Source organism: Pedobacter sp. (assembly GCF_040513095.1).
GTDB lineage: Bacteria > Bacteroidota > Bacteroidia > Sphingobacteriales > Sphingobacteriaceae > Pedobacter.
On record NZ_JBEVDX010000110.1, the window covers coordinates 1 to 13,376 of the forward strand.

A 13,376-nucleotide genomic window follows, 5' to 3' on the forward strand; every position below is an offset into this window, starting at 1 on the left:
GGTTTGTTGTTAAAGTGCTTGTATACAGAATCTGATTTATGGTAATATCCACCAGCGTAATTCACCACTGTTTTATAGTCTTTTAAGTACGCTTTCCAGTCGTCTTGCGGAATTGATCCCTTGACCTGTCCGGTATTTAACGAATCTTTGTGTGCTTTGATGCTGATCGCTGAATTATCTCCAAAAAAGTAAAGTTGTGTCTTGCTCTTATTGGTTTTTAAAACCAGCATTACAGGTTCTGATAATGTTCCTTTAAAGACAAATTCACCATTGGTGATCTTTGCAGAATCAGTGATTTGTGCGCTTCCTTTTGGATAGCTTAAATATACTGTGCCTTCTGGTATACCTTCAATATGGCCGGCAATGGTAAATCCGCCACCGAACTGAAACGCTGAAAGCAGGACTGTAAATGCCAGCAGCGCAATTGCTGCCGGCATTTTTATGTTTTTGGGTCTTTTTTGCATGGTATTAATTAATAACCAGGGTTTTGTGTAAGTGCAGGGTTTTGTTGTACCTGCTGATCCGGAATAGGGAATAATACTGATCGGCTTGCATTCCATGTTGTAGGTTTTATTACGCTTAAAACAGTATTAGCCTGCCCTGTTCTCAGCAGATCGAACCAGCGGTGCCCTAATTCTCCGAATAATTCTACCTTTCTTTCTTTGGCAATAGCAGCAAGGATTGACGTTTGTGTGGCAGTAGCGGTTGTTGACAAATTAGCCAGACCAGCTCTTGTTCGTATAACGTTTACGTCACTTGCAGCCCCGCTTAAGTTATTCTGCTGTGCCCTTGCTTCTGCCCTGATCAGGTATTGTTCTGCCAAACGGAGGATGACATTAAATTCATTTCCTGCCCCGGCAGTAGCGGCGGTATAAAGTTTATACTTATTTATCCTGTAGAACTTTGTGCCGCTTACGGTAGAGTCAACCCAGTTGATTTTTCGGTTGTCGCCTGCATCAAAGCTGTTTACGACCGAAGTGGTCAAAGTATAGTTTGGTGGAACTGTAGTTGCAGTGGCTATGGCGGTGCGGTAAGAAGTAGCCACAGCAGAATATCCGTAATACGTGGCAAACTGCAGAATAGTTTCGGTGCTGGTATTCACAAATACCGAGTTGGTAGTGGCCAACGTATATGTACCGGAACCAATAACGGCAGTTGCCATAGCCTCAGCATTCACATAATCTTTTTGATAAAGATATACCCTTGCCAGAAGGGCGGTAACAGCATGTTGGTTTATCCTTGATTTTAACGTTCCTACATATGCCACTGGCAATAAAGTTTGTGCTTCCTTTAGATCACTGATAATTGATGCATAAACCTGTGCAGAAGTTGATCGTGGTAATGTAGCACTGGTCAAAGGATCACTGCCTGTTAAAGGCACACCACCATAATAATTGACCAGGTAAAAATTAACAAATGCCCTGAAGAACTTAGCTTCACCCAGCAGCTGTGATTTTACCGAAGGAGTTAATGTATTAGAAGCTGTGATTCCTGTGATTGCCGCGTTGGCAACAAGCAATTCTGCGTAAGCACTTCCCCAGAAGGTGCCGTTTGTTCCATTGGCAGGGGTAATCAGATTGTTTTCGAACTCCGAAATGGCCGGAGTAGTTGTATACGAAAAGTGCAGTTCATCTGAACTTATTCCTCCCAGCAATGATAGATTGGCCAGCCAGGTGTTGAAAATACCGTAAATACCATAATTATACAACGCACCAATTGCGGCTGTTGCCGTAGCATCTGTAGTATAGGCAGTCGATGCGTCAATTTTATTTAAAGGTGCATCCAGTTCCAGGGATTTTTTACAGGAAGTGAAGATCACTCCCATTGAACCAATGCAGATCAATAACACTTTTGTTAAATTATATTTTATTTTCATGTTGCTCTGAATATTTAAAATGTGCAGTTAAGACCGATAACGGTGGTCCTTAATTGAGGCATCGCGATAAACTGGCCGGTACCTAAACCTGGTGCAGCACCTGATACTGTTGATTCTGGATCGTATGTGTATTTCTGTTTTGCCCAGGTATACAGGTTCTCGCCCCTTGCAAATACAGACACCGTATTGAAGCCGATCTTTTTGGTCCATTGATTAGGCAACAGATAATTCAGACTCACATTCTTCAACTTTATAAATGAGGCATCGCCCCAGTTGGCATCTGAAGAATTGTAATTTGAATAGTCTGCAGTGCTCACTGATGTTACTCCAGGATAAACCGAAATATCACCCGCAGTCATCCAGCGCTGTAATGCCGTTGCATTCTGATTGCTCAGCCCTACTCCAAGCGGATATGAAGAACTGTTGTTGATATAACCCATGCGGTGATTGAAAAGGAAGGAGACATCCAGTGTTAAATTTTTATAGGTAAAGCTGTTCGTCAGTCCACCAAAGTAAGGATGTCCCAGTGGCGCCGCAGATCGGTCGCCCGCGAAGGTTACCGCACCATCTCCGTTCATATCCTGGTAGGTTGGTACCCCTGTTGCAGGATTCAGGCCTGTGAAGTGATACAATTGGATAGCATTTACAGGTTGCCCTATATAATAGGTGCTGAACAGCTTTTGCGGTTGGTCGATACTTAAAATTTTGTTTCGCTGGATAGTCAGGTTGACTGAGGTAGTCCAGCGGAAGTTTTTACTCTGGATATTGGTTGAACTCAGCTCAAACTCAAATCCTTTGTTCTCCACAACAGCAGGAAAGTTTGCCAGGTACGAACTGATTCCTGCCTGTGTAGGAACAACAATATTTAACAGCTGATCTGAAGACAGGTTACGGAAATAGTCAGCTTTCAGAAAGATCCTGTCTTTGAGAAATCCAAGTTCCACTGCCGCATCCAGTTTTTTGTTAGTTTCCCAGTGCAGATCAGCATTGGGAATGTTGCTTGGAAAGATAATCGATTGGCCCTGATATGATGATGCAGAACCGACAGCATTGTAATACGCATCAGACTGATAGTTTGCTATCTGATCGTTACCTGTTAATCCGTAACTTCCCCGCAGCTTACCAAAGCTTAACCAGGAGATATCTTTCATGAAAGATTCATTCGTAAATATCCAGCCGGCACCAATTGCCCAGAAGTTACCAAAGCGGCGGTTGGCACCAAATCTTGAAGAGCCATCACGGCGGTATGTACCATTAAGCAGGTATTTATCCTCCCAGTTATAATTTACGCGCGCAAATAACGCATTGTATTTATAGTCAGAATTATTACTGCCATTATTGACGATTGCAGCGGCATTGTTTATGGATCCGATCAAAGCATCACTACTAAAGCCCGTACCCGTCAGACTCAACCCGTCGGCCTGTGTTCTCTGGAAGGTAGAACCTACAAGTGCATCTAAACTTCCTTTTGCAATTTTTCTCCGGTACGCAAGCTGTGGCTCTACAATATAATTTGAAATGGTATTATTTGCATAGCGCAATGTATTTGAAGGCGCGGCCAGGTTTACAGTGCTTGGATTCAAAGATGTAAGTGGTGTTTGCAGCGTTTGTTTTTCTCCTGTCAGGGAGTAACCGAGGTTTGCTTTGACAACTAATCCTGGCAATATATCGTAATGCACATCCATATTGGTAATGAGGTTGGTTGTCGTGTTGTCGTTTGGCCTCATCAGGTATGCCATTGGATTGGTAACTGATGGGTGCCAGTACAGTGAACCATCTGCATTGTATAATGGTAAGTTGGGCGCAAGGTTATACAAAGAGGTAAGATCAGTAGATGGCATTACATTATGCATGTAGGCATAATTCACATTGAGGTTTATACCAAAACGCTTATCCTCGCTATTGTGTCCTGCATTCAGGCGGTTTGAGAAGATATTTCCTCCAAAATCACCCGGATAAACGGTTCCGTCATGGCGGTAATTGGAGCTAAACAAAAAGGTGTTCTGTGCATTTCCTCCGGATACCGAGAAATCTGCATTTGTTGTATGAGCCGTACCACCGATGAATTTTTGCTGCCAGTTGGTATAGGCATTTGGATCCCATGTCACAAGGTCTGGTGCGTTCGCAGTGCTTGGTGTTGCTCCTGATGCAGCGAAAGCACCTCTGCGCATTGCAAGGTAATCCTGTGTATTCAGCATGTCAATGAAATGGCCTACGGTACCGGCACCCTGATAAAAGTTGACGCTGTATTTAGTCTTACCGGCAGAACCTTTTTTGGTAGTGATCAGTATTACGCCATTAGCCCCTTTTGAACCATAAATAGCTGTTGCGTCTGCATCTTTTAATACATCTATACGCTCAATATCATCCGGATTAATCATTCCCAAAGGACTGGCTTCACCGCCATTAGCGCCACTTATACCGTAAGCGTTTAAGCCATCAGTTGCTGGTATTGATCCGTTGAATAAAGTAAAAGGCACTCCGTCTATTATATAGAGCGGCAGTGTTCCACTTCCGATAGAACCAACACCCCTGATCTGAACGCGGAAACCTGAACCTGGCAAGCCATTATTCTGGGTGATCTGAACACCTGCCAGTTTACCCTGCATAGCTGCCAGCGGATTGGATACGGGTTGGTTTGCAATGTCTTTCACACTTATTGAACTCACTGATCCTGTGTTTAGCTGACGGGTTGTGGTTCCATAACCAATCACCTGAACTTCGTCCAGGCTTCCTATTGAAGACTGCATGATGATACGGAAGTTGGAAGGAATATTTTTAACAGCGAATTCCTGTGTTTTGAAACCGACCAGGCTCACAATCAGGACATCACTTTCGTCGGCAGACTGGATCCCGAAATGCCCGTTGGCATCTGTTGCTGTGCTTGTACGCTTGTCATTTCTGAACCGGATGGTTACGCCGGGTACAGGAATGCCATCTTCGTCTACTACAATACCAGCGATCCTTTGGGTCTGAACACGCTGGTCAGCTTTCGTAACAACAATCATATTGTCGCCCAGAAGCTTAAAAGTAAAACCTGAGTTTTTAAGTACATTATTGAGAATTTCCGCTACAGAAAGGCTGTTTGCTTCAATGCTCACCTTAGTGTTTGCGGGAAAAACGTTGTTGTTGTAAACAAATTTATAAGGAGTGCTTTTTTCAATATTTTTAAGCACTGTACTGATTGCAGCGTTCTTCAAATTGATTGACATCTTCACATCCTGTGAGCGCACAGGAAGTGCGGAGACAGATAAGCAGCTGATAACTATCAGCGTGAATGCTAATTTCATAACAAGGGGAATTTTACCGATAGGGCATAGGGAAAAAAGTGCACCGTTTTTTGTGCTTTTTTGCATAAGTTTAAAATGATTTAAAGTTTAGGTCGAAGCAGGCACCAACGCCAATTGATTTGCCTGTTTCATTGATATTTAAGTCGCCCGGGGAATACTTTTGTATTCCCCTTTTTTTATAATTACCGGTTTAGTAAATACTTATCATATTGTCCTCCTTTCTATAGTTAAAGTTTCCGGATAGTTTAAGTGCCTCTAATATTTGAATGATATCTCCATGGTCGAATGTTGCGGTAAAGCGAAGATTGTTGAGTGCCGGATTGGCAATCACAACTTTTACTCCGTACCACCTTTCCATTTGAGCAGCCATTTCTGACAGTGGTTCATCAACAAAAGTGAGTTTATTTTGCGTCCAGTCGGTTTCTGCTACTGAATGGTCTTCAGTAGTGGTGATATTTCTCACGTTAAAAACCGGTTTAATGACATTGTTTTTATGCCCTTCTTTGACAGCGTCATTCCTGAAAATGAATTTGGTATTAGGGGAGAGCATGATTGGTTTTGATTTTACGGTCTTTTGAGTTCCTTCCTGAATGGTAATTTCAATCAGGCCTTTGATCAATGATGCTTCGGTAATTTTATCGCTGGGGTAGGCCTTCACATTAAATTCGGTACCAACATCCCTGATTGTGATCTTCCGGGTATGAACCACGAATGGTTTTGCTGCGTTGTGTATGACTACAAAGTAAGCCTCGCCAGTTAGGTTCAGCTCCCGGTTGCCCTTGTTAAATTCAGGGTGCAACCGAACATGGCTGCCGCCGTTTAAGGTTACCACTGATCCGTCCGGAAGTTTAATCACTTTCTTTTTTCCCATAGGAGTGCTATAGGATAGCGTAGGAGTGACCTGAGCTATTTTTGTCTTGTCCGTACTGAATAAAAAGAAACCGATGCCTAACAGTATGCATGCGGCCACACTTGCTGTCGTGATCCATAACCGGCGAACCTTATTTCTTTTTTGGATTAACGATGAATCTGGAAGTGTTGGAACTGCCCCTTCCTCCTCAAGTTTTAATCTTAATGCCTTTGTAAAGACCGAATGGTCATTATGGAAGTTTTCTGCACTTATATTTCCATTAAGGGTATGAAAAATTTCACGCGCGTTGTTTACCTCGGGAGCTTTTCCAGGATTTTCGTTTAACCACTCTTTCCAGAATTTAACAGCTTCGGGGTTAGTCTCCAGGCAATATTCCAGAAAAGAATTGTCACATAAAAAATCTTCAACTCCAAATTTTAAATAGTCCATTTTGCAATGTTTAGCCTATTGATGATTGGAGTTGCGGTTTTTCCTATGAAAAATTGAAATTATTTGGAAAATTTTCAAAAGTCTTCATTTACTTGGATGATAATCCAAGATATTTAACAGATACTGCTGAACGTAATGAAAATCAATGCCAGGAGATATAGGTTATTTCCGTTATTTTCTTTCCCGAGGTCATCTTTTAGCCTCGTGAGTGCGTCATAAACGATATTGTATGCTGTCTTTTTGGAAATTCCGCACTTCAGTGCGATTTCGTCATAGTCCATAGCATCAAAAAAACGGTATTGTAATAATTCTCTCTGGCGATCTGACAGTTTTTCTAAACTCCTTTGTAATTTGGCTTTGATGGCAGAATCTGTTTGAATTTTGGTGATATAGTCCTCATAAGATATCTCCTCCTGATCAATTAAAGAGTGTGCGTAAGTTTCTTTCATCTCCCGCAGTCTGTCTGAACGGAGTTTCTGATAAATGAGTGTCCGTAAACAAGTCATAAGATAACTTCTCACATTTTCCACCTGTGGCAACCTGTTCCGTTTCTCCCACAATTGAATAAGCATCTCTACAAAGCAGTCGTTAGCTTGCTGCCTGTCACCCGTAAGTTTTATTCCATAATTGATCAAACCGAGATAATGCTGGGCGTAAATATCGTCTAAAGCGTCGTAGCTACCCTCAATAAACTTTTGCCACGTCTCTCTAACCCCATCTGCCATGACTCAAATATACTATTTTGTGTGAATGAATTGTTAAACTGCCGTTACCACCAAAATCTGCTGATTTAAATATTATATTTGAAGTCAAGACTGATTCGTTTATTTCAAGCTCACCAATTTTTATGATTCCGATGCTCCAAAAAGTTAAAATGATTAATTTTTATCATTGGTTCATATCCATTATACTTTCAGCCTTAATATGCTCCGCAATCCTTATCCTGATTCACAGCTGGCCTAATACGCTAACTATGTCCAAGTTATTCTTACTGGACGGTAAGCCATTTAATTCCGACTCCTGGGGCCCAATGATTATGGCATTGAAATATATAGGTAACAACATGCGGGAAGATGTCTACGATTCGCTCTTTCAAAGGGGCGTAAAATTCCAGTATCCCCTGACAAGCCTGTTGCTATTCGATGTGCCAGCGAGGTTAAGTGGTTTATCTTATGAGCAGCTCATTACGATGTTCAATATGATTTCCCGGATTTGTGTCTTTGGGACAGGTCTTCTCACAGCACATCTACTTACGCAGGTGACCAAGCGCGCCAGTGGACTACCGGATCAGAAAACCAAGACATGTAATCCAGTCATTCTATATTGTTTGATCATGTTGTTGACGCTCATGTTTTACCCACTCATACAATCTTATTTACTGGGGCAAATCCAAACATTACTCACTTTCCTTACCACACTTGCTATTTTGTGCTGGTTACAAAACAGGAAAATTGCCGTAGGAGTTATTGTCGGTTTTATTTGCCTGATTAAGCCGCAATTAGGTTTGCTGCTCATCTGGGCTGTGATCCGTAAGCAGTGGAAGATGGTAATACCAGCAGTAGTGGTAGGGTCTGTATTTGTAGCGGTCTCAATTGCTATGTATGGCTTTGCCCTGAATTTCGAATACCTTTCTGTACTCTCTTACCTTTCCCATCACGGTGAAAGTTATTATGTTAATCAGTCCATAAACGGATTAATGAACAGGCTAACTTTTAATGGTGCCAACTTGGAATGGGATCAGAAGTTTCCTGCTTATTCTGCGGTTGTGTATTACGTAACCGTAATATCCTCATTAATGCTAATCTCTTTCGGGCTTTTGACAGGTTTTAAAAATAAGAAACCTCATGTAATCGAATTTTGTATAGCAATACTGAGCACTACAATGGCATCTCCAATAGCCTGGGAACATCATTATGCCATTGTGCTGCCCATATTTATTGTGCTTTCGCCATTTGCCTGTTATTACTACCAGAACAATAAAGGGGCTCTCATTGTACTTGGATTTGGATTTCTTCTGATCAGCCAATATTTTGAAATAGCAAAAGCAGCTGCAAATACTCCATTAAATTTTCTGCAATCCTATTTGTTCTTTGGAGCGTGCATCGTACTTTACTTTCTGGCGGCGATTGCAAAGAAGATAGCGGTAAATGCGGACAGGGAATCAACAGTAATTACACCGTCCATTCCGGAATTTGCCGTACTTACTGAATCTGTCTAGTTATTGTATAAAAATCGATGACAATTCGGCTTCGCGTCAAAACCCACAAAAGCTAGGTAAATCTGCCTTTGTCTAACCTCATCTTTAAACTATTCCTATCGAAGGAAGTCAGATCAAAAAAACTTTATGAAAAGCATGATCAGGCTGGGCTTTTTTCTCCTATTTATCGCAGTTTACGGAACTGCAGTTGCTCAATCTTCAGTTCCTGTCTCTATACGGAAATGGCAAGTCAGCGATATCCAAAGAGAAGCCATGGTCTACGTTCCTGCATCTGCAAAATCTAAACCCAGCCCAATCATCTTCGTTTTTCATGGTCATGGAGGCAATATGAAAAGCATGTTTCAGGACCATCAGTTTGATAAGCTCTGGCCTGAAGCGATTATTGTTGTTCCTCAGGGCTTGAAAACTCCGGGACAAATGGTAGATCGTGCAGGGAAATTTTCCGGCTGGCAGCAGGGGCCGGGTGATATGGATGATCGGGATATTCGATTTTTTGATGAAATCCTCCAAACCTTACGTAACGAATATCAAATTGATAACAAGCGGATATATGCAACAGGTCATTCCAATGGTGGCAGCTTTACTTATTTGCTTTGGGCGATGCGTGGTGATGTATTTGCTGCTATGGCCCCTTCAGCTGCAGTTGCTTTTCGTTTTAACGATCTGCTGAAACCTAAACCTGTGATACATATCATGGGTGCTGCAGACCCTTTGGTTAAACCCGCCTGGCAGCAAATGCAGATTAATAAACTTTTAAAATTGGACGGATGCAATGCAGATGGGCAAGTATATGAAAATTCTGCAACCATATATTCCTCAGCGAAAGGAGACCCTGTTGTGATCTATAAGCATGCCGGAGGACATACCTATCCGCCAGATGCAGATGCAGTAGTGATCAAATTTTTTAAAAGCATGGTAAAGCGTGATTGATTTACTCTTTGAAATCTTTTTGATAAATAACAAAGCCGGCAATAAAAACTGCCGGCTGTATGTAAGAACTAAAGTTATTGATAGAATTATTAAGGATTCATTTTATTAAAAGTTGCCTTAATCGTTTGCGGATCTGCATTGGCCATAACCTCGCTAAATCCAAAAGTCAGCTCCTGTTTGCCTTCTTTTATTTGTTGGAATACAGCTTCTACAAAGTCACTTACCTCCGGTTGTCCTTCGTGGATACCTTTTCCGCCAAGATCTGTATTTAATGCCGGTGGGATCATCTCGATCACCTCAATATTTCTGGATTTCAGCTGGTACCTTAAAGAATTTGTAAAAGAATGGAAGAATGCTTTAGTTGCGCAATAAACAGGAACTTTTGCCAATTGTACAAATGACAATCCTGAGGTAACGTTTATTATCGTGTTTAAAGACTCCAATCCGATAAATAAGTTGGTCAGATGAACCGGCGCTAAGATGTTAGTAGTAACCTCAGCCTCAGCTTTCTGGTAAAAGTTTTCGTCAGAAATATCCATCCAGTTCTGGATCCCCGCATTGTTTACCAGTACGTTTAAGTCACTGTGATTTTCAGCAACCCAGTTGTACAACGCTGTTCTTTCTTCCTCTGTTGAAAGATCACACACTTTTGTAATTACCGAAGGGAATTTTGCAGCTACGTCATTCAGTACTTCTTCGCGTCTGCCGCAAATAATTACGGTATTGTTATCCTTGATAAATCTTTCAGTAAGACCTAAGCCTATGCCACTTGCACCGCCTGTTATTAAAATTTTGTTGTTTGATAAGTTCATTTTATTTTCAGTTTGTTGTACGCATTTGTGAACCTGATGTATCTGCATCAGGGGATTGGTTATTTTGCCGCGAGCGGATGTTTTAGGAAAATCAACACTATCGGAATTAGTAAAAACGGGATTTCTGCTATAGCGTGTCTGATATCTCCAACGATCAGAAAACGAACGATCAGAAATAAAAACAGACATATATTTAAGAGATTTCCAGCCAGGAATGTTTGAGGCGGAAGCAATAAAAATCCACCTGCAATAGTAAGTATAGAAAAGATCTTTAAAGTGGTCTGGCTCAAATTCAAAGTATCCAGGAGATCTGCTACCGGTCCAGTATCTCCAGGTTTAACATTCAATCCTCCCCAGCCATGTTTAGCCCCCATGAAGGCCGAAAAAAGAATAAGAAAGCCGCTGATGAATCTGATGAGCATAATCGTTTGTGTTTACAATTCAAAGGTACCTGTAAGGGCAACTTTCAGTTTGCACAAATCAATCTATTGTTTACCAGATTCAAATGTCTGAGAAATACATTATTGTGGCTCCTTGAGAATCTAATTGGCGCTGCGGAATTCTACCGGTGAATAGCCAACGCGCTGCTTAAAAAGGCGGGAGAAATGCTGAGGATATTTGAATCCCATATCATAAGCTATCTGACTGACCGTTTTATTTTTGTCGAATATTCTTTCCTTAGCAATGTCAATTATTTTTGATTGCAAGTACTCCTGAGCTGTTTTTCCTGTCTCTTTCTTTACAAGGTCCCCAAAATAATTTGCAGAGAGATTAAGCTCGTCAGCGCAATACGCAACAGAGGGGAGTCCAATCACTGTCGGTCTGTCGGAGTTAAAATATTCGTTCAGCAGCTTTTCGAACTTTTCCATCAGGCCTTCATGTACATTGCCACGAGTGAGGAATTGACGGTCGTAAAAACGTGTGCAATAGTCCAGAAGCAGTTCTATATTGGATACAATCAACTGTTTACTGTGCTTGTCAATTGAATGCTCAAGTTCATACTCAATCTTGGAAAAACACTCCAGCACCAGCTTCCTTTCACGTTCTGATAAATGGAGTGCTTCGTTCGACTGATAACCAAAAAATGAATATTCGTGAATTCGACGCCCCAGATCCGTACCAAGGATTAAATCTGGATGAAATACAATTACATGCCCAATGGGCTGATACGTTTCGCCTGTATTTTCAACATTCACATGCTGACCGGCCCCGATAAAAACAAGGGTTCCTTCCTGGTAGTCATAAGTGTTCCTTCCGTATCGCAGATTACCGCAATCAACCTGTTTCAAAAAGATAGCGTAAAGGCCAAAGTACATGTTGCTGGCCTGCCTTGGATCGGCTTTAGATAAATCTATTACGCTTACCAGTGGATGCAGCGTTTCGGTATTATTAAAGGCGTTATAATCACTGACTGTATTAAATCTTTTGATCTGATCCATGGCTGTCATTTTTGTTGAATCAAATTTAACATTTAAATGCTGCATTATTATTTGATAACCAGTGATCAGTAAAAGTGGTACACAAAACAGTAATCTGTATACAGAATCAGGGGCGGAAAGGGCTGACCTTTGTGCTGTACAACATATATTATTAACTTATATAATGGAAACAGTTAAATTGAATAATGGCGTTGAGATGCCGGTTTTAGGATTTGGCGTCTTTCAGGTAACAGATCTGGCAGAATGCGAAAGAAGCGTTTTAGATGCAATCAGCTGCGGATACCATTTGATTGATACAGCGCAGGCTTACGGTAATGAGGAGGCAGTTGGTCATGCTATTCAGAAAAGCGGCGTTCCAAGAGAGGCGTTGTTTATTACTACAAAACTATGGATACAGGATCAGGGTTGTGAAGGTACGAAAAAAGCTTTTGAAGCATCATTAAAGAAGTTGCAGCTGGACTACCTTGATCTCTACCTGATTCATCAGCCTTACGGAGATGTCTATGGTGAATGGAGGGCAATGGAAAAATTGTACAAAGAAGGTAAGGTGCGCGCGATAGGAGTGAGTAACTTTCAACCCGACAGATTAATGGACCTGATCGTTCATAATGAAATTGTGCCTGCTGTAAACCAGATTGAAAACCATCCTTTTCATCAACAGGTAGATGCACATAAGTTTTTAATCGAAAACAAGGTTCAGATTGAGTCCTGGGGCCCATTTGCAGAAGGTAAAAATGATATTTTTTCTAATGATCTTTTACAGAGAATTGCAGACAAATACAACAAATCTATTGCACAGGTAATCCTTAGGTGGTTAACACAGAGAGGTGTGGTAGCTATTCCGAAATCGGTCAAAAAAGAAAGAATGGAAGAGAACATCAATATTTTCGACTTTGATCTGACTGCCGAAGATATGGAGGCCATCAAAACACTGGATACCAAAGCAAGCAGCTTTTTTGATCACCGCGACCCGGCAATGGTGAAATGGTTGGGGGAAAGAAAATTATAAAAAAAAAGATGAAAAAGAGAATATTAGGAAATAGTGGATTGGAAGTATCCACACTTGGTTTGGGTTGCATGGGTTTAAGCTTTGGTTACGGCCCGGCAGCAGAAAAAGAAGATGCAATCAAATTGATCCGCAATGCTTTCGAAAATGGAGTAACCTTCTTTGATACTGCTGAAGCTTATGGCCCATTTACCAATGAAGAACTGCTGGGTGAAGCCTTAGCGCCATTTCGGAATGAAGTAGTGATCGCTACAAAATTTGGTTTCAGGGAAGGTAAAACTTCATTGGGATTGGATAGCCGTCCTGAGCGTATACGTGAAGTAGTGGATGCATCGTTAAGACGTATTAAAACCGATCGTATAGATCTGCTGTATCAACATAGGGTTGACCCAACTGTACCTATAGAAGATGTTGCAGGTGCTGTAAAGGAATTGATATGGGAAGGTAAAGTCAAACACTTCGGCATGTCAGAAGCTGGTGCGCAATCCATCAGAAAAGCACATGC

The 13,376-nt window shown here is 41.4% G+C and carries 12 protein-coding genes; 4 read left to right on the forward strand and 8 right to left on the reverse strand.

Annotated elements, in window-relative coordinates; translation table 11 throughout:
• From ABWY16_RS13310 to ABWY16_RS13330, 5 genes are all read right to left on the reverse strand, one after another.
• Positions 1 to 464 (reverse strand): DUF4369 domain-containing protein (locus ABWY16_RS13310; RefSeq protein WP_353905134.1); only part of this gene is annotated, 464 nt, incomplete at its 3' end.
• Positions 465 to 472: 8 nt separating this feature from the next.
• Positions 473 to 1,876 carry a RagB/SusD family nutrient uptake outer membrane protein gene (locus ABWY16_RS13315; RefSeq protein ID WP_353905135.1) on the reverse strand — a complete coding sequence of 468 codons (1,404 nt, stop codon included), beginning with the start codon at positions 1,874 to 1,876 and terminating at the stop codon, positions 473 to 475.
• Between the two features lie 14 nt (positions 1,877 to 1,890).
• Positions 1,891 to 5,166 carry a SusC/RagA family TonB-linked outer membrane protein gene (locus ABWY16_RS13320; RefSeq protein WP_353905136.1) on the reverse strand — a complete coding sequence of 1,092 codons (3,276 nt, stop codon included), beginning with the start codon at positions 5,164 to 5,166 and terminating at the stop codon, positions 1,891 to 1,893.
• A gap of 190 nt (positions 5,167 to 5,356) precedes the next feature.
• A complete protein-coding gene (locus ABWY16_RS13325; RefSeq protein ID WP_353905137.1) occupies positions 5,357 to 6,466 on the reverse strand; it encodes a FecR family protein in 1,110 nt (369 codons plus the stop codon).
• Between the two features lie 113 nt (positions 6,467 to 6,579).
• Entirely contained in the window at positions 6,580 to 7,191 is a 612-nt protein-coding gene (locus ABWY16_RS13330; RefSeq protein ID WP_353905138.1) for an RNA polymerase sigma factor, read from the reverse strand.
• A gap of 248 nt (positions 7,192 to 7,439) precedes the next feature.
• Here ABWY16_RS13330 and ABWY16_RS13335 point away from each other — a divergent pair, with 248 nt between their 5' ends.
• A complete protein-coding gene (locus tag ABWY16_RS13335) occupies positions 7,440 to 8,684 on the forward strand; it encodes a glycosyltransferase family 87 protein (protein WP_353905139.1) in 1,245 nt (414 codons plus the stop codon).
• A gap of 126 nt (positions 8,685 to 8,810) precedes the next feature.
• Entirely contained in the window at positions 8,811 to 9,614 is an 804-nt protein-coding gene (locus tag ABWY16_RS13340) for a CE1 family esterase (protein WP_353905140.1), read from the forward strand.
• 89 nt (positions 9,615 to 9,703) lie between these two features.
• Here ABWY16_RS13340 and ABWY16_RS13345 read toward each other — a convergent pair whose 3' ends face one another.
• From ABWY16_RS13345 to ABWY16_RS13355, 3 genes are all read right to left on the reverse strand, one after another.
• A complete protein-coding gene (locus ABWY16_RS13345; RefSeq protein WP_353905141.1) occupies positions 9,704 to 10,426 on the reverse strand; it encodes an SDR family oxidoreductase in 723 nt (240 codons plus the stop codon).
• A gap of 59 nt (positions 10,427 to 10,485) precedes the next feature.
• Entirely contained in the window at positions 10,486 to 10,848 is a 363-nt protein-coding gene (locus ABWY16_RS13350) for a hypothetical protein (protein WP_353905142.1), read from the reverse strand.
• Between the two features lie 120 nt (positions 10,849 to 10,968).
• On the reverse strand, positions 10,969 to 11,865 hold the full coding sequence (locus ABWY16_RS13355) for a helix-turn-helix domain-containing protein (protein ID WP_353905143.1): 897 nt from the start codon (positions 11,863 to 11,865) through the stop codon (positions 10,969 to 10,971).
• Between the two features lie 163 nt (positions 11,866 to 12,028).
• Here ABWY16_RS13355 and ABWY16_RS13360 point away from each other — a divergent pair, with 163 nt between their 5' ends.
• Together ABWY16_RS13360 and ABWY16_RS13365 are read left to right on the forward strand one after the other, a co-directional pair.
• Entirely contained in the window at positions 12,029 to 12,874 is an 846-nt protein-coding gene (locus ABWY16_RS13360; RefSeq protein ID WP_353905144.1) for an aldo/keto reductase, read from the forward strand.
• Between the two features lie 8 nt (positions 12,875 to 12,882).
• Positions 12,883 to 13,376: aldo/keto reductase (locus ABWY16_RS13365; protein ID WP_353905145.1), on the forward strand; the 494-nt coding region annotated here is incomplete at its 3' end.